The sequence below is a fragment of the Microbacterium sp. K24 genome (assembly GCF_004794465.1).
Taxonomy (GTDB): Bacteria; Actinomycetota; Actinomycetes; order Actinomycetales; family Microbacteriaceae; genus Microbacterium.
In genome coordinates this window covers 40040-64004 of sequence record NZ_SSDJ01000107.1, presented here as the reverse complement: position 1 = coordinate 64004, position 23965 = coordinate 40040, and the positions used below count along the sequence as shown (strand labels likewise).

General features: G+C 69.4%; 23 protein-coding genes. 17 read left to right on the top strand and 6 right to left on the bottom strand.

What is annotated here, in order from left to right:
* Window positions 1-58: 58 nt before the first annotated feature.
* Complete coding sequence (gene glmS / locus DW306_RS10190; RefSeq protein ID WP_136055484.1) at window positions 59-1906, top strand: glutamine--fructose-6-phosphate transaminase (isomerizing); 1848 nt, start codon at window positions 59-61, stop codon at window positions 1904-1906.
* 135 nt (window positions 1907-2041) lie between these two features.
* Here the strand turns inward: glmS and DW306_RS10185 are convergent, their stop codons facing one another.
* The gene (locus tag DW306_RS10185; RefSeq protein WP_136055483.1) at window positions 2042-2872 is read right to left on the bottom strand and encodes a DUF559 domain-containing protein; all 831 of its coding nucleotides are present in this window, start codon (window positions 2870-2872) and stop codon (window positions 2042-2044) included.
* A gap of 254 nt (window positions 2873-3126) precedes the next feature.
* Here DW306_RS10185 and DW306_RS10180 point away from each other — a divergent pair, with 254 nt between their 5' ends.
* From DW306_RS10180 to DW306_RS21295, 12 genes are all read left to right on the top strand, one after another.
* Window positions 3127-3486 (top strand): holo-ACP synthase, encoded by a 360-nt coding sequence (locus tag DW306_RS10180; RefSeq protein ID WP_136055482.1) that lies wholly within the window; start codon window positions 3127-3129, stop codon window positions 3484-3486.
* Window positions 3483-4589: an alanine racemase gene (gene alr, locus DW306_RS10175; RefSeq protein ID WP_136055481.1), complete on the top strand. Its 1107-nt coding sequence runs from the start codon at window positions 3483-3485 to the stop codon at window positions 4587-4589. The genes DW306_RS10180 and alr overlap by 4 nt, the downstream gene beginning before the upstream one ends.
* Window positions 4586-5068, top strand: a complete 483-nt coding sequence (tsaE, locus tag DW306_RS10170) for a tRNA (adenosine(37)-N6)-threonylcarbamoyltransferase complex ATPase subunit type 1 TsaE (RefSeq protein ID WP_240747148.1) — start codon at window positions 4586-4588, stop codon at window positions 5066-5068. Before alr ends, tsaE begins: the two co-directional genes overlap by 4 nt.
* On the top strand, window positions 5065-5871 hold the full coding sequence (locus tag DW306_RS10165) for a response regulator transcription factor (RefSeq protein WP_136055480.1): 807 nt from the start codon (window positions 5065-5067) through the stop codon (window positions 5869-5871). Before tsaE ends, DW306_RS10165 begins: the two co-directional genes overlap by 4 nt.
* 203 nt (window positions 5872-6074) lie before the next feature.
* Window positions 6075-7676, top strand: a complete 1602-nt coding sequence (locus DW306_RS10160; RefSeq protein ID WP_240747147.1) for a PAS domain-containing sensor histidine kinase — start codon at window positions 6075-6077, stop codon at window positions 7674-7676.
* A 5-nt stretch (window positions 7677-7681) separates the two neighbouring features.
* Window positions 7682-8872: a hypothetical protein gene (locus DW306_RS10155; protein WP_136055524.1), complete on the top strand. Its 1191-nt coding sequence runs from the start codon at window positions 7682-7684 to the stop codon at window positions 8870-8872.
* Window positions 8869-9486 carry a tRNA (adenosine(37)-N6)-threonylcarbamoyltransferase complex dimerization subunit type 1 TsaB gene (gene tsaB, locus DW306_RS10150; RefSeq protein WP_136055479.1) on the top strand — a complete coding sequence of 206 codons (618 nt, stop codon included), beginning with the start codon at window positions 8869-8871 and terminating at the stop codon, window positions 9484-9486. The genes DW306_RS10155 and tsaB overlap by 4 nt, the downstream gene beginning before the upstream one ends.
* Complete coding sequence (rimI, locus tag DW306_RS10145; RefSeq protein ID WP_136055478.1) at window positions 9483-9971, top strand: ribosomal protein S18-alanine N-acetyltransferase; 489 nt, start codon at window positions 9483-9485, stop codon at window positions 9969-9971. Before tsaB ends, rimI begins: the two co-directional genes overlap by 4 nt.
* Window positions 9968-11044 (top strand): tRNA (adenosine(37)-N6)-threonylcarbamoyltransferase complex transferase subunit TsaD, encoded by a 1077-nt coding sequence (gene tsaD, locus DW306_RS10140; protein ID WP_136055477.1) that lies wholly within the window; start codon window positions 9968-9970, stop codon window positions 11042-11044. The genes rimI and tsaD overlap by 4 nt, the downstream gene beginning before the upstream one ends.
* The gene (locus DW306_RS10135; RefSeq protein WP_136055476.1) at window positions 11041-11529 is read left to right on the top strand and encodes a hypothetical protein; all 489 of its coding nucleotides are present in this window, start codon (window positions 11041-11043) and stop codon (window positions 11527-11529) included. Before tsaD ends, DW306_RS10135 begins: the two co-directional genes overlap by 4 nt.
* A gap of 4 nt (window positions 11530-11533) precedes the next feature.
* Window positions 11534-12646 carry a hypothetical protein gene (locus DW306_RS10130; protein WP_136055475.1) on the top strand — a complete coding sequence of 371 codons (1113 nt, stop codon included), beginning with the start codon at window positions 11534-11536 and terminating at the stop codon, window positions 12644-12646.
* A complete protein-coding gene (locus DW306_RS21295) occupies window positions 12630-13802 on the top strand; it encodes a hypothetical protein (RefSeq protein WP_168429284.1) in 1173 nt (390 codons plus the stop codon). Before DW306_RS10130 ends, DW306_RS21295 begins: the two co-directional genes overlap by 17 nt.
* 6 nt (window positions 13803-13808) lie before the next feature.
* Here DW306_RS21295 and DW306_RS10120 read toward each other — a convergent pair whose 3' ends face one another.
* Window positions 13809-15014, bottom strand: coding sequence for an SAM-dependent methyltransferase (locus DW306_RS10120; RefSeq protein ID WP_136055474.1), 1206 nt, complete (start codon window positions 15012-15014; stop codon window positions 13809-13811).
* A 158-nt stretch (window positions 15015-15172) separates the two neighbouring features.
* Between DW306_RS10120 and groES the strand changes: the two genes are divergently transcribed.
* The 3 genes from groES to DW306_RS10105 all read left to right on the top strand — a co-directional run bounded on the left by groES (window position 15173) and on the right by DW306_RS10105 (window position 17968).
* Window positions 15173-15469 carry a co-chaperone GroES gene (gene groES / locus DW306_RS10115; protein WP_046012430.1) on the top strand — a complete coding sequence of 99 codons (297 nt, stop codon included), beginning with the start codon at window positions 15173-15175 and terminating at the stop codon, window positions 15467-15469.
* Between the two features lie 144 nt (window positions 15470-15613).
* Window positions 15614-16549 carry an EamA family transporter RarD gene (gene rarD / locus DW306_RS10110; RefSeq protein ID WP_136055473.1) on the top strand — a complete coding sequence of 312 codons (936 nt, stop codon included), beginning with the start codon at window positions 15614-15616 and terminating at the stop codon, window positions 16547-16549.
* Between the two features lie 144 nt (window positions 16550-16693).
* Window positions 16694-17968, top strand: coding sequence for an ABC transporter substrate-binding protein (locus DW306_RS10105; protein WP_136055472.1), 1275 nt, complete (start codon window positions 16694-16696; stop codon window positions 17966-17968).
* A 153-nt stretch (window positions 17969-18121) separates the two neighbouring features.
* On the opposite strand, the gene DW306_RS10100 is transcribed toward DW306_RS10105, so the two are convergent.
* Genes DW306_RS10100 through DW306_RS10085 form a run of 4 tightly spaced genes read right to left on the bottom strand, consistent with a single transcriptional unit; the run spans window position 18122 to window position 22170 of the window.
* Window positions 18122-18889, bottom strand: a complete 768-nt coding sequence (locus DW306_RS10100; RefSeq protein ID WP_136055471.1) for an ABC transporter ATP-binding protein — start codon at window positions 18887-18889, stop codon at window positions 18122-18124.
* A complete protein-coding gene (locus tag DW306_RS10095; RefSeq protein ID WP_136055523.1) occupies window positions 18886-19839 on the bottom strand; it encodes an ABC transporter ATP-binding protein in 954 nt (317 codons plus the stop codon). The genes DW306_RS10100 and DW306_RS10095 overlap by 4 nt, the downstream gene beginning before the upstream one ends.
* A 40-nt stretch (window positions 19840-19879) precedes the next feature.
* Entirely contained in the window at window positions 19880-20857 is a 978-nt protein-coding gene (locus tag DW306_RS10090) for a branched-chain amino acid ABC transporter permease (protein WP_136055470.1), read from the bottom strand.
* A gap of 5 nt (window positions 20858-20862) precedes the next feature.
* The gene (locus tag DW306_RS10085; protein WP_136055469.1) at window positions 20863-22170 is read right to left on the bottom strand and encodes a branched-chain amino acid ABC transporter permease; all 1308 of its coding nucleotides are present in this window, start codon (window positions 22168-22170) and stop codon (window positions 20863-20865) included.
* Between the two features lie 289 nt (window positions 22171-22459).
* Here DW306_RS10085 and guaB point away from each other — a divergent pair, with 289 nt between their 5' ends.
* A complete protein-coding gene (guaB, locus tag DW306_RS10080) occupies window positions 22460-23962 on the top strand; it encodes an IMP dehydrogenase (RefSeq protein WP_136055468.1) in 1503 nt (500 codons plus the stop codon).
* The last annotated feature ends 3 nt before the right edge of the window (window positions 23963-23965 follow it).

The window sequence follows — 23965 nt, the reverse complement described above, 5'->3', positions numbered from 1 at the left end:
GGGCACCGCCACGCGATTGTTCGGACGACTTGCAAAAGTTCGCGCTTATCTTTGAACCATGTGTGGAATCGTCGGATACGTGGGCCCGCGCCCCAGCCAGGACATCCTTCTCGCCGGCCTCGCCCGCCTCGAGTACCGCGGTTATGACTCGGCAGGCGTCGCCGTGATCGATGGCGACGGTGCGCTCGGCATGCGCAAGAAGGCGGGCAAGCTCGCCATGCTGCGCGATTCGCTCAAGGACGCACCGCTCGCCGACGGCTCGACCGGCATCGGTCACACCCGCTGGGCGACCCACGGCGGACCGACCGACGTCAACGCGCACCCGCACCTCGCCGACGACGACAAGCTCGCCGTCATCCACAACGGCATCATCGAGAACTTCTCCGCGCTGCGCGGGGAACTGCTGGCCGACGGCGTCGTGTTCCGCAGCGAGACCGACACCGAGGTGGCGGCCGCTCTCCTGGGCCGCGAATACGCCGGCAACGGCGGCGACCTCCAGCTCGCGTTCCGCAGCGTGGTCAACCGCCTCGAGGGCGCGTTCACCCTCCTCGCCATGCACCAGGACCACCCGGGCCTCGTCGTCGGCGCTCGCCGCAACTCTCCGCTGGTGATCGGCCTGGGCGAGGGAGAGAACTTCCTCGGCTCCGACGTCGCCGCGTTCATCGAGCACACCCGCAAGGCGCTCGCCATCGGGCAGGATCAGATCGTCTCGATCACCCCGGATGCCGTCACCGTCACCGACTTCTTCGGCGCACCCGTGCAGGCCGAGCCGTTCGACGTGTCGTGGGATGCCGCCGCCGCTGAGAAGGGCGGCTGGTCGAGCTTCATGGCCAAGGAGGTCGCGGAGCAGCCCGAGGCCGTCGCGAACACGATCCGCGGGCGCATCCAGGACGGCCAGGTCGTCATCCCCGAGCTCGATGGACTCGATGAGCTCTTCATCGGCATCAACCGCGTCATCATCACGGCCTGCGGCACGGCATCCTATGCCGCCCTCGTCGGCAAGTACGCGATCGAGCAGTGGGCCCGCGTCGCGGTCGACGTCGAGCTCGCGCACGAGTTCCGCTACCGCGACCCGGTGATCGGCGCCGACACGCTCGTCGTGTCGATCAGCCAGTCGGGCGAGACCATGGACACGCTCATGGCCGTGAAGTACGCCCGCGAGCGCGGCGCACGCACCCTGTCCGTCTGCAACACGCAGGGCGCGACGATCCCGCGCGAGTCGGATGCCGTCGTCTACACCCACGCCGGACCCGAGGTCGCCGTGGCCTCGACCAAGGCGTTCTCCGCCCAGATCACCGCGCTCCTGCTGCTCGGCCTGCACATGGGGCGCGTGCGAGGGGCGATCGCCGACGCCACGACCGACGTCGAGGAGCTCGCCGCGCTGCCCGAGAAGATCGCGAAGGTGCTCGCGAGCGAGCAGGAGCACGTCACCCAGCTCGCCGGCTGGATGGCCGACACCCGCTCGGTGCTGTTCCTCGGTCGCCACGTGGGCTACCCGATCGCGCTCGAGGGCGCGCTCAAGCTCAAGGAGATCTCCTACATCCACGCCGAGGGCTTCGCCGCCGGTGAGCTCAAGCACGGTCCGATCGCGCTCATCGAGCCCGGCCAGCCCGTGTTCGTGCTGGTGCCGTCGCCGCGGCATTCGGCCCTCGTGCACTCGAAGGTCGTCTCGAACATCCAGGAGATCCGCGCTCGCGGCGCCCGGGTGATCGTGATCGCCGAAGAGGGCGACGCGGCCGTGCTGCCGTTCGCCGACGAGGTCATCCACATCCCGCTCGCGGGTGCGATGTTCGAGCCGCTGCTCGCGGTCGTGCCGCTGCAGATCTTCGCCATGGCGCTCGCCACGGCGAAGGGTCTCGACGTCGACCAGCCGCGCAACCTCGCGAAGTCCGTCACGGTCGAGTAGACGTTCGGCCGTCAGCCGTTGCCGGTCATCGTTTGCCGGTCTGCTGTCTCAGTTTGCAGGTCGAGATCACATCTGCAGGTCGGAGATGCCGGTTTCGACCTGCATCCGTGATCTGAACCTGCAATCTGCGCTCCGTCATGAGCGGGCGCGGCCGAGGGCGGGCAGGATCGCCGCAAGGACCGCGGGCCAGTCGTGCACGATCATTGCGTAGTCGAAGCGCAGAGTCTCATACCCGAGAGCAGATGCCGCGGCATCCCGTCGCAGGTCGGCATGCCGCTTGGCGTGACTGTGGTTGTCCTTGCCGTCGGCCTCGAGGATGACCCTCCCGCCGACGACGAAGTCGACTCTGCCGACGCCGGGAAGGGGCACCTGGCAGTCGAGTCGGATGCCGAGGACGTGCAGCCGCAGTCTGAGTAGAGACTCGAGCCCACTCTGCGCATCCGGCTGCGCGAGGTCGAGCAGCCATGCAGCCGCGGATGGCAGCTCCCGGCGGATCCTGGCCCGATCGTGGGCTCCGAGGAGCCGCATGTTCCAGGCGGACTCGTACGCGGCGAAGAAGGCCTCTTCGTCGAGGCAGCGGTACGCGTGGATCAGGCAGGCGACGACGGGGGCGAGCCCGAGCCCGGCGGATCCGGGCGAGTAGTGGATGCTGCACGAGCATCCGTCGTGCGGGTGATGGCGGCCGCTCCGCCCCATCCAGACGTGGATCCGGCCATCCGGGTCTGGGAGGACCCAGACGCCGTGCGCACGCAAGGCGGCCGCGCAGGTGAGGGCGCCGCCGTGTTCCGCAGCTGTCACGATGTCGGCATCCAGGGTCGGCAGGGCGAACACGCCCTGTCGCAGGCGTCGGATCTTGCCGGCGGCGGTCGCGGCGGCGAGGTGCGTCCGCGAGCATCCGTACTGCTGGAGGGTGCTTCCGCGGGCGATGCCCCCGAGCCGGACGAGGAGATAGGCAGCATCCATCATTTCCCGAGCATCCGACAATCGGACGCGCTCCGATCTCGCCGACGGCCCGTTGTGGATGGATGTCGTCAAACTGCGGGCTGTGCAGAAACGGTCGCCGACAGTTTGCCGGTCGAGATCACATCTGCAGGTCGGATACGGCCGATCCAGCCTGCAGGCGTGATCTTAACCGACCGACCGCCACACCCGCAGGTCGAAGAGCTCTTTCAGCGCACGCGAACAGCTCAACGCACGAGCATGCTCGCTAGGCTGAACGGGTGATCATCGGGACCGGCATCGACCTCGTGGACATCCCGCGGTTCGAGCGGACCATGGAGCGGACACCACGTCTGCGGGAGCGACTCTTCGCCGCTTCGGAACGCACGCTCCGCCTCCCGTCGCTGGCTGCGAGATTCGCCGCCAAGGAGGCGCTGATCAAGGCGCTCGGCGGCTCGGACGGCGTGCACTGGACCGAGATCGAGATCGCCTCGGAGGCCTCGGGCAAACCGCACTTCGTCCTCTCCGGTTCGACGGCCGCCGTCGTCGAGGAGCGCGGCATCCTCACGCTTCACCTGACACTCACCCACGACGCCGGCCTCGCCGCCGCGTTCGTCGTCGCCGAAGGAGCGCCGCTGTGACCGTCCCGTTCCGTGAAGCGACCATCGATCTCGACGCGATCGCCGACAATGTGCGGCACTTCCGCCGTCTCACGGGCGTCGAGGTCATCGCCGTCGTCAAGGCGAACGCCTACGGGCACGGGGCGGCCGCGTCAGCCGTCGCCGCGCTGTCCGCCGGCGCCACCAGGATCGGTGTCGCCGAGATCCCCGAGGCTCTGGAACTGCGCCGGCAGGGCGTGCACGCGCCGATCATGGCGTGGCTGCACGCGCCGGGGGAGCGGTTCACGCAGGCCGCCGCCGAGAACATCGAGGTCGGCATCTCGTCCTTCGACCAGCTCGAGGCGGCAGGGGCCGCCGCCTCTGTCGATCGCCCGGTGGCCGTGCACCTCAAGTTCGAGACCGGTCTCTCGCGCAACGGCATCGCTCCCGCAGACTGGGCGCGGGTGCTCGCCGAGGCCGCGCGGCTGGAACGGATCGGACGCCTCCGCATCGTCGGACTGTTCAGCCACCTCTCGAACACCTCCCCGGAAGACGACAGGGCGGCGCTCGCGCGTTTCGAGGAGGGTGTCGCGGCCGCGGCATCCTTCGGCATCCGGCCGGAGATCCGTCATATCGCCGCGACCGCTGCGGCGATCGACCTGCCCGAGATGCGGCTCGACGCGGTGCGCGTCGGCATCGGCATCTACGGGCTGTCGCCGTTCGACGACCGCAGCTCCGCCGAGCTCGGGCTGCGTCCGGCGATGACCCTGCGCGGCTCGATCGCCGCCGTGCGCCGCGTGAGCGCCGGCACCGGCGTCTCGTACGGCTACGACCACCGCACGGACCGCGACACCACTCTCGTGCTCGTGCCGCTCGGCTACGCCGACGGCGTGCCGCGCAGCGGCTCCGGGAAGCTCCCCGTCTCGATCGCCGGCCGGCGCTTCCTGAACGTCGGGCGCGTCGCGATGGACCAGTTCGTGGTCGACGTGCGCGACACCCCGGTCTCGATCGGCGATGAGGTCGTGCTGTTCGGCGACCCGACGCTGGGCGTGCCGTCGGCAGCAGAGTGGGCGGATGCCGCGGGCACGATCGACTACGAGATCGTCACGCGCATCGGCCCTCGCGTTCCCCGGCGGACATCGTGAGCGTCGATCCCGCCTTCACCGGAAGGCATGAGATCGCGACGGCGGAGGCGATGGAGGATCTCGGCCTGCGCATCGGCGAGCAGCTGGACGCGGGCGACCTGCTCATCCTCACGGGTCCGCTCGGCGCGGGGAAGACCACGTTCACGCGCGGGCTCGCCGAGGGCCTCGGCGTCCGGGGACCGGTCCAGAGTCCGACCTTCGTCATCGCCCGCACGCATCCGTCGCTGGTCGGGCGCGCTCCGCTCGTGCACGTCGACGCCTACCGGCTCGGCTCGGCCGTCGAGCTCGACGATCTCGACCTCGACCTCTCCCGTTCGGTGGTCGTCATCGAATGGGGACGCGGCATGGCCGAGGAGCTCGCCGACGCGTGGTGGGACATCGAGCTGGAACGCCCCGTCGGCGCCGGTGACGTCGATCCGTCGGAGTTGGATGCCGATGCCCCGCGCATCGTGACCATCAGGCGGGAGAGCGCATCGTGAGCGAGAGAACCGCCGGCGCGCTCGTGGCCGTGATCATCGAGGACGACGCCGATGTGCGGTCGCTCCTCGACGAGGTATTCCGTGCTGCCGGCTTCCGGACCGTTCTCGCCGGATCCGGTCTCGACGGCCTCGCCGCGATCGAGGAGCATGGCCCGGTCATCACGACGCTCGACATCAACCTCCCGGGGATCGACGGCTTCGAGGTCGCCCGTCGCATCCGCCGGGTCAGCTCGACCTTCATCATCATGCTGTCGGCCCTCGCAGACGAGTCGGATGTCGTGCTCGGGCTCACCTCCGGAGCGGACGAGTATCTCGTCAAGCCGTTCCGGCCGCGGGAGCTCCGCGCCAGGATCGAGGCGCTCCTCCGCCGTCCGCGCACCGAGGATCCGCGGGCCGCGGCGGCACCACGGGTCGTTCTCGACGCGCCGCCGGGAGCAAGCGCTGATACGACGGTGGCGACCTGGCGCGGTCGCGTGCACCTCGACCTCAGTCTCGACCTCGACACCCGGGTGGTCCTCGTCGGGCAGCAGCGCGTCGATCTCACGCCGACGGAGTTCGAGCTCCTGGCGACGCTCCTCGCGTCACAGCGGAGAGTCTGCAGCAAGTCCGAGCTCGCGCTCGGGCTCCGCGGCGTTCCTCCTGGCAGCGCCGGGCATGTCAGCGAGCCCGACAAACGTGCCATCGAGACCCACATCGCGAATCTGCGGCGCAAGCTCGGCGACAGTTCGGCGAAACCGCGCTACATCGAGACGGTGCGTGGCGTCGGCTACCGCCTGACCCCCGCGGACGGCGCGGCCGGATAGGGAGTGCTGGTGAGGCCGCGGCTCCCCAGCCGCGGCCTCCGTGCCTGCGAATCCCCACTCGCGTGGCCCAGCGCCTGCGAATCCCCAGTCGCAGAGTCAGCCCCCACTCAGGATGTTAGGGCCCGGGGGTCGCCTGAAGAGCGCAAAGACCCGATCTTTGAGTAATCTTGCGTCAAAGCTGAGGATCGACCGGAGGGCGGGCGATGATGATCCGCACCGTGTCGATCTGGCGATGGCAGCTAGTGTTCACAGGCAGCATCGTCGCGATCGCCGTGATGATCACGGCGTTCAAGCCGACGACGCTGGGACTGCCCCTCGTCATCGCCGGCCTCGCTCTCGTCGTGATCACGACGCTGGTGACCTTCGCCGTCCCCTGGCACCGCCTGCCGCGGCGCGCCGTCGTGGTGCTGCCGCTGCTCGACGTGCTCGCCGTCGGCCTCACCACGAACGCGCCCGACATCCGACTCGGGCTCCTGTGGGTCTTCCCCGTCACCTGGCTGGCGACCTATTTCACGATGCCATGGGTGCTGGGCGGCGTCGCCTTCAGCGCCGCATGCCTGGTGGTCTTCGCCGCGCAGGACGGGGAGCCCGCCGACGTGCTGCTGCGCGTGTTGACCGTCGTCATCACTCTGAGCTTCCTCGGAGTGACCGTGCGGATCGGCGCGCAGCGCTCTCGAGCCGCACGCCGACTGCTCGAGCGGCGGTCGGAGCAGGTGAACCGGGCGGCCGAGCGTGCGGAGACCAACCAGCGCCGCGTGACCCAGGTGATCGACGCCCTCGGTGTCGCCCTGATCGTCGTCGACGGCGACGGACGCATCCTGCAGATGAACGACGCGTATCGCGCCCTGTACGGCCGAGACCGCTACGGAGAGGCGCTGCCGTCGACGGCGGTCGAGTACGACCGACGACGCGGCGCAGCGGTGCCGCCATCCCGCACGATCCTCGCGCGCGCCACCGGCGGCGAGCAGCTGCAGGACGAACGTGTCTGGCTGTTCGACGGCGCGGGGAACTGGCATGCACTGCATGTGAGCACGCGGACGATCGCGAGCGCGAAGGAAGGACAGCACATCGCGCTGGTCGTGATCGATGACGTGACCGAGCTGCTGGAGGCGGCGGAGGAGCGGCGGGCCCTCGGAGCGGTCGTGTCGCACGAGCTGCGCAATCCGCTGACCGCCATCATCGGGCATGTCGATCTGCTGCTCGAGCGGGAGGACCTTCCCCCGCAGGTCACGACGCAGCTCGAGGTCATCGCCAACGCGGGAGAGCGGATGGAGAATCTCGTGGCGAGCTCGCTCGAGACCACGAGGAAGGCCCCGGAGGAGCCCTTCGAACCCGTCGACCTGCGCGAGGTCGTCGAGGCCTCTGCGGCGTCCTACGCACCGCTCATCTCCGGCAGCAGGCAGGAGCTGGACATCAGAGGGGCCGAGCGTCTCGTGATCTACGGCGACGCCTTCCGGCTGCGCCAGGTGGTGGACAACCTCCTGAGCAACGCCGTGAAGTACACGCCCGCCGGCGGACGCATCGCGGTGCGTCTCGGCTGGACCGGAGACAGGCAGGCGGAGCTCGTCGTCACCGACACCGGGACAGGGATCGCCGCGGATGAGCTGTCCCGCGTGTTCGAGCCGTATTTCCGCACGGATCGCGCGGTGCTCGCCGGAGTCGCCGGGACCGGGCTCGGCATGGGGATCGCGCGAGCCATCGTCGAAGCGCACGAGGGAAGCATCCGCGTCGAGAGCAGTATCGGTGTGGGCACGGCCGTCACCGTGCGTTTCCCGCCTCGGCGGGTGAAGGAGGTCCTGGCGTGAGCGCGATGGCACTCGTCCCCGTGGCGGTCGACGTCACGACCAGCATGGTCGCGGTCGTGACCGTGCTCGCCGCCCTGGTGTTCGGGCTGGCGACGCTGGCGCGGCCGAGCCGCGCGACCGTGACCTGGGGCGCGGCCTTCGGTCTCGGCGTGCTCGGCGCCTACCTGTGGCTCGCCGGGCAGCAGACGGACGAACAGGCGCTGCGCGGTGCGGCGTCCGGGGTGCTGCTGTCATTCGAGCCGCTGGTGTGGATCGGCCTGCGGATGCATCGCGGCCACCGCACCCCGTGGTGGCCGGTGGCGGTGTTCGCGGCTTTCGCTCCGACCGTGCTGGTGGTGACGGCGGGGTCGCCGTGGTACCTGCTGGCCTTCCACATCGTCTTCCTGGTGTGCGGCGTCTTCGCCGCCCTGGTGGCGTTCGAGCTGTGGCGGGGCCGGCCCGCTGCGCGCGACATCACGATGCCGCTGGCGCTGGCATCGTGCGGCCTGTTCCTCGTCGCGCTGGCCAGCGGCGTCTCGGCGCTGCTCACCGACGCGGCGAACACGGCCGCCCAGCTCAGCGCCCTGCGGGGCATGAACGCGGTCGGCACGCTCGTCGTCAGCACCTGCGCCGCCTTCACCCTCGTGCTGATGGTGCGCGCGGACGGCGTCGCTCCGGCCGATACCGCGGCGGCGATCGCCGGCGTCCGCCGCCGGCTGCAGAAGGCGCAGGCCCAGAACGAGCAGAGCTGGTCGATCCTCGATGTGCGCCTGGACGATCCGGCCGATCTGCGCGAGGCCTCCACCGGCTCCGCGTTCGCCATGATCGCGGATCGCTTCCATGAGGACATCCAGGAGGCGCTCCCCGCCGCGGCGGACGCGGTGCGGATCGACGACGCGCGGGCGCTCGTGCTGATCCGCGGCAGCGAAGAGGTCGTCCAATCCCACATCCGCGACATCCTCACCCGGGTCTCGGTCATCGAGAGGGATGCGCCGGTGCACGGCATCCGCGCCTCCGCGAGCATCGGCTGGGCGCTGGTGGCGGTCCTCGGCTTCGACTACGACGCCCTGGCCGCCGGCGCAGGCGCTGCCGCAGTGCGGGCGCGGGAGGGCGGCGGCGACCGCTGGAACCGCGCGACGGCACTCGACGTACCGGCATCCGAGCTCCAGGCGGTGTCGAGCAGATCCCCCTCGCCGCGGACTACCCTGGAGGAGTGATCCTCGCCGTCGACACCTCTCTGGGCACCGCCGTCGCGCTCATCGATTCCGACGGGACGCGACGCGCCGAGGCGGCGACCGCGGATCCTCTCGGCCATGCCGAGGTCATCGGCGTCCTGCTCGCCGAAGTGCTGGCTGAGGCGGGTCCCGGAGACATCACGCACGTCGTCGCGGGAATGGGCCCAGGGCCCTTCACCGGTCTCCGCATCGGCATCGCCGCAGCGCGCGCGTTCGCCCTCGGCCGCGGCATCCCGGTCGTCGCCGTCCCCAGTCATCTCGCGGCCGCCCGCACCGCCCTCGAGACCGAGACCGGTCCGTTCGCGATCGTCACGGACGCCCGCCGCCGCGAGGTCGCGATCACGGTGTTCGACGGGGCGGATGCCGACGGCGTGCCGAACATCCTGACCGACACCGTCCTGGTGAAGGCCGTGGATGCCGACGCGCATCTGGCGGGCGTCCGCCGGATCGATGTCGCCGCGCTCTCCGCCGTCGATCTGGCCCGGGTCGGCGCCCGCGCTCTCGCCGCAGGTCGCACCCTTGCCGGCGACGAGCCGCTCTACATGCGTCACCCCGACGTCACGCTGCCCGGAGCGCCCAAGAAGGTCGGATCGTGACCCTCCGCCCCGCCACCGCCGCCGATCTCGACGCCATCATGCTGATCGAGAACCGATCCTTCCCGACCGATGCGTGGAGCGCCGAGACCATGGCGGACGAGCTCGCCAGCCCGCACGGACAGTACCTCGTCGACGAGCACGACGGCGTCGTGATCGGGTACGGGGGCGTGCGGGCGCTGCAGGGGAGCCCGGATGCCGACATCCAGACCATCGCCCTCCTCGCCGAGCACCGCGGACAGGGGAGGGGGCGAGCGCTGCTGCGGGCGCTCCTCGCAGCCGCACGGGAGCGCGGCGCGCGCGAGATCTTCCTCGAGGTCAGAGCCGACAATCCGACGGCGGCGGGGCTCTACCTCGCCGAGGGCTTCGAGGAGATCGGCAGGCGGCCTCGCTACTATCAGCCGGACGACGTGGACGCGATCGTGATGCGGAGCGATCTGCGTCGGCAGCCCCGGTCCGCCGATGAGCCGGAGGAGGCGAACGCATGAGTGAGCCCCTGGTGCTCGGCATCGAGACGAGCTGCGACGAGACCGGCATCGGCATCGTGCGCGGACGCACCCTGCTCTCGAACACCATCGCCTCGAGCATGGACGAGCATGCCCGCTTCGGCGGCGTCGTGCCGGAGGTCGCCGCTCGTGCGCACCTCGAGGCACTGCAGCCGTCGATCGATGCGGCGCTCGCCGAAGCCGGCGTCGGCCTCGACGACCTCGATGCCGTCGCGGTGACCAGCGGCCCGGGGCTCGCCGGTGCGCTCATGGTCGGCGTCGGCGCGGCGAAGGGACTCGCGGTCTCGCTCGACAAGCCGCTGTATGCCGTGAACCATCTCGTCGGGCACATCGCCGCCGACATCCTCACCCCGGATGCCGAGCCGCTCGAGTATCCGACCATCGCGCTGCTGGTCTCCGGCGGGCACACCTCCCTGCTGCACGTGCGCGACCTCACCACCGATGTCGAGCTGCTCGGCGAGACCATGGACGATGCGGCCGGTGAGGCCTTCGACAAGGTCGCCCGTCTCCTCTCGCTGCCGTACCCCGGGGGTCCCGAGATCGACCGGGCGGCGATCGCCGGCGATCCCGAGGCCATCCGGTTCCCGCGCGGGCTCTCCCGTGCCTCTGATCTTGCGAAGCACCGCTACGACTTCTCCTTCTCCGGGCTGAAGACCGCGGTCGCGCGCTGGGTCGAGCGCTTCGAGGCCGAGAACCCGGCCGACGCGCAGCTGCCGGTCGCGGATGTCGCGGCGAGCTTCCGTGAAGCCGTCGTCGACGTGCTGGTGACCAAGGCCCTCGCGGCGTGCGCGGACCTCGGTGTTCCGCGGCTGCTGCTCGGCGGCGGGGTGATCGCCAACCGGCGTCTGCGCGACGTCGCGCTCGAGCGCGCCGGAGCGGCGGGCGTGACCGTGCGCATCCCGCCTCTCTCTCTGTGCACCGACAACGGCGCGATGATCGCTGCGCTGGCCGCCGAGCTGATCGCCTCGGGGCGGCGTCCTTCGACCCTCGCGTTCGGCGCGGACTCGACCCTCCCCGTCACCGAGATCCAGATCGCCGAAGCGGTGCCGGCATGACCGACGTTCCGCGCACGCCCGAGGCCGACGGGTCGGTCCCTGCCCCGCACACGAGCATCGAGGGGCCCAGCAGCGAGGTCGAGCGACCGGTGGGAGCGACGAGGATCCCCGGTGCTCGCCGAGACGGCTACACGAAGCTCCCCACCGGCCCGGTCGGCATCGAGCCCGTGGTCGTGAGCGGGCCCGACATCGACGCGGTCGACGACACCGAGTGGGAGCCGACGACGGCCACCGCCGCGATCGACGACACCCGTCTGGCGCCCTGGGCCCTCCTCGCCGCCATCGTCGCACTCGGCGCCTCGTTCTTCGTCGGCTGGGGCATTCCGGTCGCTGTCGTCTCGGTGATCGCCGCGATCATGTCGCTGCGGCGCCCGGTCGAGAGCCGTGCCATCGCGCGCTGGGCGCTCGTCCTCGGTCTGTGCGCGACCGTCTACAGCCTGGGCTGGCTCGTGTGGGCCGGCATGCAGTTCGAGCGGCTCGGATAGTCGGATGCTGGGCGCCGACGAGCTCGCGGAGATGCGCGCACTACAGGTGCGGGCCTACGGGCGCGACGGCGAGCTGTCGCCGGGAGAGGCCGACCGTCTGGCCGAGCTCCAGGCAGGCGCGGCTGCGCATCGCGAGACGGTGCCCGCTGACCGGCGCGAGGCCTCGGCGCCTGAGCCCGTCCCGACCTCGTCGGTCGGGACTCGTGGCCTGGGGGCCGCTGCGCCCGAGGGGACCGCAACGGCGGGCGCCTCCGGGTCCGCACCCGCCGAATCCGCTGAAGGGGCGGAGGAGGCGCTTCCCTCGGCATCCGCTCTGCCGTCGATCCGTGCGTTCTGGCGCCCCCTCGCGCTTGCTGCCGTCGCGGTGCTCGCCGTGGGCGTAGGCATCGGCTGGCTCGCGTTCGGTCGGGTGATCCCGCCGTCCGTCGCGCTCTCCCCGGAGCAGCAGGAATGGCAGACCGCCCTGCTCGCTGAAGGCGTGTACGACTCCGGATCGGTCCGGGCCGTCGCGGCCGAGGACGGCATCGTCGTCTGGATGGCCACGCAGGACGAGCGGGAGAAGACCTGCATCATCCTGAGCAACGGCGAACGGACCCGGCCCAGCTGTCAGCCGACCGAGATCGTCGACGACGAAGGGATCTTCGGCCAGCTCATCGTGGAGATCAGCGAGTCGGTGCGACGCGAGGTCATGGCCTCGCTCTTCTTCGCGCCGTCGGGCGAACCCGTCGTGCGGATGGACTCCTGGGATCAGTCGCCCGGCTCGTCCGGCATCACCTACGCCAGCGACGAGGAGACGAGGATCGCCGCACAGCTCGCCCAAGACGGCTACGATCCGAACTCGATCTGGGTGGCCGGCTACGACGGGGACGTGCCCGTCTGGACCGCCACGGTGATCGACTCGCAGGCGCAGTGTCTGATCTACGACGGCGCGAGCGAATCGTCGCCCCGGGTCTGCGTCGATGCGCAGACGATGATGGACCAGGAATCGGGGCTCGTGCTCAACGTCGTCGATCCGTTGAGCGGGCAAGCGACGACCTTCGAGATGTCGCCCAACACGGGGCCGACGTACCTCGTGATCACCCGCGAGCGAGGTGAGACCGGTGCCGGCGGAGACTGATCCCGAGGAACTGCGCGCGCTGCAGCAGAAGGCGTACGGACGCGACGGCGGACTGACGGATGCCGACGCGAGGAGGCTGCGCGACCTCGAACGCGCGCGGCAGGAGCAGACGATCGCGCCGTCCGAGGCTCCGGCGGCGGAGATCGGGCTGGTCGACGCCGTGCCGTTCGACTTCGACAGCCGGCGCAGCGCCCAGGCCGATGTCTCCGGGCCCGGCTCAGAGACGGAGGACCCCGAGCCACCGGATGCGGAGCCGCAGGTCACAGGGACGGCGTCGGGACTGCTCCGTCGATGGTGGGTGGTCGCGGCGGCATCCGCTCTGCTGCTGGCGATCGGGGTGGGCGCCGGGTGGGCGCTCTTCGGCCAGCGCCCCGGCACCGTCGTCCTGACGGCGGATCAGCAGGAGCGCCGTGCCGAGCTCTACCGGGAGGGCGAGTACGACGCGGGCACCCTGCGTGCGGTCGGTCAGGACGAGGACGCCCTGGTCTGGTACGCGACGAAGGACGGCGGCGCCCAGACCTGCGTGGTGATCGACATCGCGCAGGCGTCGTCCGAGGCGTGCCAGGAGGCCGACATCGTTCCGTTCGGGCTGTCGGCCTCGGTGATGGTGCCGCCGAATGCGGGGAGCGATGCCGAGTCGGGGGTGGCTCCGGGGGCGAGCGTGAACGCCTACCTGATGCTCTCGACCACCGGTGAGCCGATGGTCTCGATCCAGCGGTGGTCGCCCGATCTGGCGATGATCAGTCAGTTCCGCGGCGCGGAGCGCGATCGAGCGACGGAACTCGTCTCTCAGGGGTTCAATGCCGGCCTGTTGATCGTCGGGGAGTTCCAGAGCGAGCCCGTCTGGCTGGGCACCCGCTTCTCGGCGGGCGACTCGACGGTGGAGTACTGCATGATCGTCGACGGCATCGATGGCAGGACGGTGTGCAGCGCCGACATCGACGCCGCGGGTCGGGGCGTGTCGACCGACGTCGAGGGAACCGTCGACGGGGTGCCGACGACCTGGAACCTGCGGATCCAGAACACCGAGAGCCGAACGCCGTATCTCACCATCGCCCAGACCGTCTCGTTCCCGAACCCGGGCGACAAGGTCACGCTGGGCGGAGACGACGGCGAACCGCTCGAGGAGACCGTGCCGAGCGAACCCCCGGGATGAGCGCGATCAGCCGACCGCGGGCACGCGATCGGCGAGGATCGCCCGGCGCTGGTCGCCGACGCGCACGAGGATGAGCGTCGCCTCCTCATCGCCGCGCAGCGTGAGCTTCTTCCGGAACGCCGCGGGGTCGATGTCGACGCCGCGCTTCTTGATCTCCAGCCGCCCGATCCCGTTCGCCTTCAGCACGGCGCTGATCGCCTTGGGATTCGCGGGCATCGTCTCGCGCACCCGGAACGACTGCACGAAAGGGCTCGTGACGGCTGCATCCGAGGTCAGGTAGGCGATGTGCTCGTCGAGCATGCCGGCGTCGAGGCTGCGTGCGACGTCGCCGATCAGCCGGGCGCGGATGACCGCCCCGTCGGGCTCGTGGAGGAACGCGCCGAGGTCACGGGTCGGCACGTCGTCGGCGTCTCCGTTCGAGGTGAGCTCATGGGAGCGCTCGCCGCGGATCACGAGAGCCGCGCGGCGCACGCCCTCCCGCGCGAGGGCGCCGCTCCACACGACCAGCTCGACGACGCTGCCGTCGGCGCTCACCCACTGCGCCTCGCCGTCGTCGGGGAGGGCATCGCGGTCGTGCGCCGGGCCGAGCTTGATGCCGGTCGGCCGACGCGCTGCGACGTCGAACGCCCAGTCCAGCGACGGCGAGTAGTCGTCGGCGGAGACGCGGCGGGTCTCGCTGTGTCCGGCGGTGCGCCGGGCAGGATCCATCCAGACCGCTCCGGATTCCGCGACCGAAGAGAGCGTGCTCTCGGCCGTGCCGTGGCGCACGACGGCCGAGTCGCCGAAGGGCGCGAGGTTGTAGGCGGCGATCACCGAGGTGACCTCGTCGGCGTCGACGGCCAGCACGTCGAGACCGGCGCCGGCGAAGGCGAGGGCGTCGCCGCCGATGCCGCAGCCGAGGTCCGCGACGTGGGTGACCCCGGCGCTGCGGATCCTCTGTGCATGCCGTGCCGCGACCGCGAGCCGCGTCGCCTGCTCCAGGCCGGCGCGGGTGAACAGCATCCGTGCCCCGAACGCGCCGAACTTGGTGGTCGCCCGGGAGCGCAGATGCGCCTGTCCGACCACCGCCGAGACCAGGTCGGGGGAGTGCCCGGCCGCCCGCAGGCGTGAGACCGTTCGTGCGACGTCGGTCGTCGACTCGATCAGCCCCACCTCGTCGAGGAGCGCGAGCCCTTCGGGGGTCAGCAGCGCTCGCAGCTCGGACATCTCCACGTCCTCAGCCTAATTCCCCGGGCTGTGCCGTCGAGTCGGCGGCCGGTTGGCACTCGCATTGCGTGAGTGCCAGCCGAGCGCCTAGACTGGATTAGCACTCTCGGGTTGAGAGTGCGAACAAGTCTTTCGTGTCAGCGTCAAGAAAGAAGAGGTAGACCGTGTCGGTTTCCATCAAGCCGCTCGAGGACCGCATCGTCATCCAGCAGGTCGAGGCCGAGCAGACCACCGCGAGTGGCCTGGTCATCCCCGACACTGCCAAGGAGAAGCCCCAGGAGGGCGAGGTCATCGCCGTCGGCCCCGGCCGCATCGATGACAACGGCAACCGCGTTCCGATCGACGTCGCCGTCGGCGACCGTGTCCTGTACAGCAAGTACGGCGGCACCGAGGTGAAGTTCGGCGCAGACGAGTACCTCGTCCTGTCGGCCCGCGACGTCCTCGCGGTCGTCGTCCGCTGAACCCCGCAGTCCTCGAAGGGACCCGGATGCCACGGCATCCGGGTCCCTTCTGCTTTCCGCCACGCGGCATCCGATTCCTGCCGAAGTCCGCACCGCGAGGCGCTCGTGGCGATCGGACTCCGCGCCCGGCAATAGGGTTGTCCAGTGCCCCCTGAGACGACGACCCGCGCCACTCGGACCGCCGGAGTCGCATACGCGGGCGGCGCCTATCTGCTCTGGGGCATCCTCCCGCTGTACTTCCTGCTCCTCGTGCCCACCGGCCCCTGGGAGGTCGTCGCCTGGCGGGTCCTGCTGTCGCTCGTCTTCTGCCTCCTGCTGCTGACGGTGACGCGCGGCTGGGCGGCGTTCGGCGTGATCCTGCGGCAGCCGAAGCTCCTCGGCTGGACCGCGCTCGCCGGCCTCCTCATCTACGTCAACTGGCAGGTCTTCGTGCTCGGCACGCTCACCGGCCACGTGGTGGAGACCAGCCTCGGGTACTTCATCAACCCGATCACCACGGTGCTGCTCGGCGTCTTCGTGTTGAAGGAGCGCATCCGCCGGCTCCAGTGGGCGGCCATCGCCATCGCCGCGATCGCGGTCGTCGTGATCGTCGTCGCCTACGGCGCCTTCCCGTGGATCGCGCTGACCCTGACCGCGTCGTTCGGCGTCTACGGCCTGATCAAGAAGAAGATCGGCCCCGCGGTCGACGCAGTGAGCGGCCTCACGCTCGAGTCGTTCTGGCTGATCCCGATCGCGATCGTGCAGCTCATCATCGTGGCGCAGACGCCGGCCGGCATCACGATGGGGCAGAACGGCTGGGGCCACGCCCTGGTGCTCGGGTTCGCCGGCGTGGTCACCGCCGTGCCCCTGCTGCTCTTCGCCGCGGGCACGCGCAGGATCGACCTCACGGTGATCGGCATGATCCAGTTCGTCACCCCGGTGATGCAGTTCATCCTCGGCGTCGCCGTGCTCGGCGAGCCGATGCCGGCCGAACGCTGGGCCGGATTCATCATCGTGTGGATCGCGATCGCGGTTTTCGTGGTCGACCTCCTCCTGGCGGCCCGACGCGGGCGTCGTGTCGCGGAGCCCGGAGTCGCCTGATCCTGGGGCCCATCGCGGCCAGGACTCGGTATCGGATCGTTAACGCACTGAGATACTGCCGACACCTGCGCGCGAGCATCTCGCTCTAGTGTTAGAGCACCCGATCGCGGTCACAATCCGCGCTCAGTTACGCAAGGGAGCAACATGAACGTATTGAAGGGTTCGCGCAGCGCGAAGATCTTCGCGGGGATCGCGCTGCTCAGCGCATCCGCCATCGTGGTCGCCGGCTGCAGCAGCACGCCGAACGCCGAGCCTTCGGAAGGCGGTGGAGACAAGCCCGCAGCAGACCTGACGCTCAAGCTCGGTTCGCTGCTGCCCCAGACCGGCTCGCTGTCGTTCCTCGGCCCGCCCATGGAATCCGGCGTCGGACTCGCCGTCTCCGAGGTCAACGAGGCCGCCGCCGGCGTGACCATCGACCTGACCGCCGAAGACGAGGGCGACACCGACACCAAGGCGTACGAGACCTCGATCACCAAGCTCCAGGGCGCGGGCGTGACCGCCATCGTCGGTGCCGCGGCATCCGGTGTCTCGCGCCTCATCCTCGACGGAAACGTCAGCGCGGGCATCCTGCAGATCTCGGCCTCCAACACCGGTCCCGACTTCACCGACTGGGACGACAACGGCCTCTACTTCCGCACCGCACCCAGCGACCTGCTGCAGGGTGAGGTCCTCGGCAACCTGATCGCTGAAGACGGCCACAAGACCCTCGGCGTCATCTACCAGAACGACGCCTACGGCACCGGTCTCTTCGACAACATCAAGTCGACGTTCGAGGGCGCCGGTGGCGAGGTCGTCGCCGATGCGTCGTACAACGTCGGCGACGGTCAGTTCGACGCTCAGGTCGAGACCATCAAGGCTGCGAACCCGGATGCTGTCGCGATCGTGTCGTTCGACCAGTTCAAGACCATCGCCCCGCTGCTGCAGAACGCCGGCATCTCGCCGGACAAGTGGTACCTGGTCGACGGCAACCTGTCCGACTACGGCTCCTCGCCCGACACGAACTTCTCCTTCTCGCTCGAGGGCGCGCAGGGCACGAAGCCGGGTCCGGCACTCGAGGATGACTTCACCGACCGTCTGCAGACGTTCTGGACGGGCGAGGGCAACCCCGAGGTGAACGACTTCACCTACGCGGCCGAGGCGTACGACGCCGTCGTGCTCGTGGCTCTGGCGTCGCTCGCCGCAGGCTCCACCGAGGGCGCGGACATCGCGGCCAAGATGGAAGAGGTCTCGGGCGGTTCCGGCGACGGAGAGAAGTGCACCAGCTTCGCCGACTGCGCCAAGATCATCAACGACGGCGGCACGGCCGACTACGACGGTTACTCCGGCGAGATCACGTTCGATGAGAACGGCGACCCGCAGGGTGCGTCCATCGGTACCTACAAGTACGGTGCCGACAACCTGATCACCCGCACCAACTGATCACACGCGAAGGCCCCGGATGCTGCATCCGGGGCCTTCGTCATGGGTCGGTTCCCTGCCGAGCGCCCCCTCTATGCACGAACCGGCCCCTTGTGTGCGAACACAAGGGGCCGGTTCGTATGCAGAGGGGCCGGTCGGCGGCGAGAAGAAGCGTCAGGCGGCGTCTTCTCCGAGCGTTCCCAGGTACAGGCCGATCACCTTCGGGTCGTTGAGGAGGTCGCGGCCCGTGCCCTCGTAGGCGTCGCGGCCCTGGTCGAGCACATAGCCGCGGTCGCAGATCTGCAGGCAGCGCCGCGCGTTCTGCTCGACCATGATCGTCGTCACGCCCGCCTTGTTGATGTCGGAGACGCGGATGAACGCATCGTCCTGGCGCACGGGGGAGAGGCCGGCGGAGGGCTCGTCGAGCAGCAGCACCGATGGGTCCATCATGAGGGCGCGGGACATCGCCACCATCTGCCGCTCGCCGCCCGAGAGCGAACCGGCGCGCTGCTTGAGCCGCTTGCCGAGCTCGGCGAAGATGCTGCTGACGAACTCCAGGCGCTCGGCGTAGATCTTGGGGTTCTGGTAGAGCCCCATCTGCAGGTTCTCCTCGATGGAGAGCGACGGGAAGACGTTGTTCGTCTGCGGCACGAAGGCCACGCCGCGCTGGACGAGCTTGTCGGCCTTGAGGCCCATGATGCTCTCGCCGTGGAGCGTGACGTCGCCGTCGCGGACGTTCACCATGCCGAAGATGGCCTTCAGCAGGGTCGACTTGCCGGCGCCGTTCGGGCCGATGATGCCGATCAGCTCGCCCTTGTGGGCGACGAGGTTCGCGCCGTTGAGGATGTTCACGCCCGGCAGGTAGCCCGCGTGCACATCCTTCAACTCGACGATGACGTCGTCGTTCTTGATCTCGTTGCGGACGGGCGTCTGGTCGGTCATGCCTTCTTCTCCTCGGCGTCGTCGGCGGATTCCTCGGCCTCGACCTCGGCCTCGACCTGTTCGCGGAACTTCACCGCATCCACATCGGCGACCACGGGGATGCGGCCGGTGACGGCACCCAGATCGACGTCCTGATGCGCGCCCAGGTAGGCGTCGACGACCGCGGGGTCCGCCATGACCTCGTCGGGCGGCCCTTCGGCGACGACACGACCTTCCGCCATCACGACGACCCAGTCGGCGATGTGGCGGACCATGTGCATGTCGTGCTCGACGAAGAGCACGGTCATCCCCAGACCCTTGAGGTCGAGGATGTGATCGAGGAGCGACTGCGTGAGCGCCGGGTTGACGCCGGCCATCGGCTCATCCAGCATCACCAGGGTCGGGTCGCTCATCAGGGCCCTGGCCATCTCGAGGAGCTTGCGCTGCCCGCCGGAGAGCGAGGCGGCGAAGTCCTTCTCCTTGGCATCGAGCTTGAAGCGGGCGAGCAGGTCGCGCGCCTTTCCCTCGATCTCGGTGTCCTGGTTGCGCCACAGGAACGGGAACAGGCTCGCCCAGAAGCCCTCGCCGCGCTGATGCGGGGCGCCGAGCTTCATGTTCTCGAGCACCGTGAGCAGCGACAGCGACTTGGTCAGCTGGAACGTGCGCACCTGACCCATGCGGGCGACCTTGAACGACGGCACTCCGGAGAGGTTCTTGCCGTCGAACGACCAGGTGCCGCTGTTGGGCTTGTCGAAGCCGCAGAGCAGGTTGAAGAGCGTCGTCTTGCCGGCGCCGTTCGGTCCGATCAGAGCCGTGATGGCGCCGCGCGGGATCTCGAGGTGGTCGACGTCGACGGCGGTCAGTCCGCCGAAGCGCCGCTGCACGGCGTCGGCGACGAGGATCGGATCGACCTTGGCGACGCCCGGCTTCACCTCTCCCTTGGTGAGACCGGTGGTCTTCGGGCGTCGGATGCTTCCCGTGGCCGGCGCTTCGGCGGGCTCGGGGGTCAGTTCACTTGACAAAGGTCATCTCCCTCTTGTCGCCGAGGATGCCCTGGGGGCGGAAGATCACGAGCAGCATCAGCGCGATGCCGATGAAGATGAACACCAGCGTCGAGGCCTGGCTGTCGGACATCGGCAGGATGCCCGCCTTCGCCATCGACGGCAGCAGGTTCGCCATGAAGGCGAACACGATCCAGAAGAGGATCGCGCCGAGCGTCGGACCGAACACCGTGGCCGCACCGCCGAGGAGCAGGACGGTCCACAGGAAGAAGGTCAGCGAGGTCGTGTAGCTGCCCGGGACCACGGCGGAGGGGAGGACGAACACGATCCCTCCGGCGGCGCCGATCACACCGCCGACGACGAGCGCCTGCATCTTGTAGGCGAAGACGTTCTTGCCGAGCGAGCGCACGGCGTCCTCGTCCTCGCGGATGCCCTTGAGCACGCGGCCCCACGGGCTGCGCATCAGCGCCCACACGAGGAGGATCGCGACGAGCAGGACGATCAACCCGAACACGCGGTTCCAGAGATCGTCGGCGCTGTACGTCCACGGACCGAACCCGTAGGTGCCGGTGGGGAAGGGGTTCGCGTCGCGGAAACCGCCGTTGAACTGCGCGAGACCGTCGGCCGAGTTCGTGTACTCGTCGAACACCTGCGTGGTGAACAGCAGGCGCACGATCTCACCGGCGGCGATCGTCGCGATCGCGAGGTAGTCGGCCCGCAGGCGCAGCGTCGGGATGCCGAGGAGCACCGCGAAGAGCGCGCCGCCGAGCAGGCCGATCAGCATGCCGATCCACCACGGGAGACCGAACGTCAGCACGGAGATGGCGTAGCCGTAGCCGCCGATCGCCATGAAGGCGGCCATACCGAAGTTGAGCAGACCGGCGAAGCCGAAATGCATCGCGAGACCGGTGGCCGCCAGCGCGTACGCCAGGGTGACCGGGCTGAACAGGTAGACGGCGGTGTTGGAGAAGATGCTTCCGAAGTCCATGGCGGTCAGCCCAACCTTTCCCTGCGGCCCAGCAGTCCCTGGGGTCTGACGAGGAGGATCACGATGAGGACGACCAGGGCGCTCGCGTACTTCAGGTCGGAGGGGATCCAGAGCGTCGAGACCTCGACCGCGATGCCGACGATGAGCGACCCGACGAGAGCGCCGAACGCGGTGCCGAGGCCTCCCAGCGTGATGGCGGCGAAGATGAGCAGCAGCATCTGCGCGCCCATGTCCCACTTCACACCGGGGCGGAAGTAGCCCCAGAGGACGCCGGAGATCGCTGCCAGGGTGCCGGAGAGGATCCAGACGTAGCGGACCACCTTGTCGACGTCGATGCCGGATGCGGCCGCGAGCTGCGGATTGTCGGAGATCGCGCGGGTCGCCTTGCCGATGCGGGTGCGGGTGAGGAAGAACGCGACCCCGACGATCACGACGATGCTCACGGCCATGCCGATCATGTCGATGTAGGACAGCGAGATCGGGCCGAACTGGATCGGCGCCGGGCTGGCGCCCGGAAGCTGCCGGGTGCCACCGCCGATCAGGTACTGGAAGGCGTAGCGGAGCGCCAGCGACAGTCCGATGCTGACGATCATCAGCTGCACGACGCCGAGCCCGCGTCGCCGAAGCGGACGCCAGATGCCGGCATCGAGCGCCCAGCCGAACAGCCCGCCGCCGATCACCGCCGCGATGATGCCCGCCCACAGCGGAAGATGCCAGAAGGTGGTCGTGACGAGCGCCACGAGTCCGCCCCACGTCACCATCTCGGCGTGCGCGAAGTTCGACAGTCGCGTCGTGCCGTAGATCAGCGCCGCACCCATCGAGGCGAGCGCCAGGAGGAGACCGAAGTTCAGACCTCCGACGAGGCGTGAGAGCAGCTGGTCGAGGACCGACACCGTGACCCGCTGCCCCTCGCCCAGGAACAGGTTCATGATCTTGGTGCCGGTGAGGCCGAACTCCACCTCGAAGGAGGCGGACGTGCCCGCGATCGGCTGCGTGCCGGGTGGGAGCAGGCTCGCGTCGACGATCACGCCGTCGGGCAGGGACTCCTCGTCGACCGTGAGCGTGTACGTGTCCTTCTCGGGCACGTACAGGCGCCACTTGCCGTCGGCATCCGTCTCGGTCTCGCCCTTGAAACCGTTGCCCTCGATCTGCATGCCGACGCCTTCGACAGGCTCGTCGTCGAAGGTGATGACCCCGGCGAAGTAGAAGTCGGTCACCTCCTGGCCGTCGTCGGTGGTCTCAGCGGATGCCGGAGACGGGGGCAGGATCAGGAACGCTGTCAGCGCCATGAGGATGCCGAGGAGAGCGACCACCCAGGGTCGCTTTCTCTGTACGGCGATTGATGTGGGTCCCACGCAACCTCCACTGTGAGTGCTTTCCCTGCGGCATCGGGTGTGAACCGCAGCGATCGAAGACGTTTTGAGCGTAGTGTGCGTTTCCCGATTCGCCTACACCGGCCCTCTCCCGGCTGGTCGGCGGCGACCCCGGGAATGTTCACGGGCTCATCTCGCTTAGAATCCTCATACGGGTTTCCGGCCCGCGCCGGACGCTGTCGACCGCACTCGCACTCGGATTCGCGCGACTCGCGCAGGAGGAGCTTCCATGGACCAGCACGATCCCTTCGGCTTCGTCGGACTGACGTACGACGATGTGCTGCTCCTCCCGGGGCACACCGACGTGATCCCCAGCGAGGCCGACACGTCGTCGCGGATCACGCGCCGCATCTCGGTCGCCACTCCGCTGCTGTCGAGCGCCATGGACACGGTCACCGAGTCGCGCATGGCGATCGCGATGGCGCGCGAGGGCGGCATCGGCATCCTACACCGCAATCTCTCGATCGCCGATCAGGCGGCGCACGTCGACCGGGTCAAGCGCAGCGAGTCCGGCATGATCACCGATCCGATCACGACGACGGCGGATGCCACGGTCGAAGAGGTCGACGCCCTCTGCGCGAAGTACCGCATCTCGGGCCTCCCGGTCATCGATGACGACGGCAAGCTCGTCGGCATCATCACCAACCGCGACATGCGCTTCGTCTCGGGCTTCGAGCGCCAGACCACGTTCGTGAAGGACGTCATGACCTCGGAGGGCCTCGTCACCGCCCCGGTCGGCGTCGCGGCCGGCGAGGTCATCGCCCTGTTCGCGAAGCACCGCGTCGAGAAGCTGCCCCTGATCGACGCCGACGGCACGCTCGCCGGTCTCATCACCATCAAGGACTTCGACAAGAGCGAGAAGTACCCGCTCGCCACCAAGGACGACCAGGGCCGACTGCGCGTCGGTGCGGCGATCGGCTTCTTCGGCGATGCGTGGGAGCGTGCGGAGGCGCTGCGCGACGCCGGTGTCGACGTGCTGGTCGTCGACACCGCCAACGGCCAGTCGCAGGGCGTCATCGATCTGGTCCGTCGTCTGAAGGCCGATGAGACCTTCGAGCACATCGACATCATCGGCGGCAACGTCGCGACCCGCGAGGGTGCGCAGGCTCTGATCGACGCCGGAGTGGACGCCGTCAAGGTCGGCGTCGGTCCCGGCTCGATCTGCACCACCCGCGTCGTCGCCGGTGTGGGCGTGCCGCAGGTCACGGCCGTGTACGAGGCATCGCTGGCCGCGCGGCCCGCCGGTGTGCCCGTGATCGCCGACGGCGGTCTGCAGTACTCCGGCGACATCGCCAAGGCGCTCGTCGCCGGCGCGGATGCCGTGATGCTGGGCTCGCTGCTCGCCGGCACCGACGAGTCGCCGGGCGAGATCGTCTTCCAGTCCGGAAAGCAGTTCAAGCAGTACCGCGGCATGGGCTCGCTCGGCGCGATGCAGACCCGCGGCAAGCAGACCTCCTACTCGAAGGACCGCTACTTCCAGGCCGACGTCCCGAGCGACGACAAGCTCATCCCCGAGGGCATCGAGGGCCAGGTGCCGTACCGCGGGCCGCTCTCGGCTGTGGCATACCAGCTCGTCGGCGGTCTCCGTCAGTCGATGTTCTACGTCGGCGCGCGCACCATCGAGGAGCTCAAGCAGCGCGGAAAGTTCGTGCGCATCACGTCGGCCGGGCTCAAGGAGTCGCACCCGCACGACGTGCAGATCGTCGTCGAGGCGCCGAACTACAAGAAGTAGGCG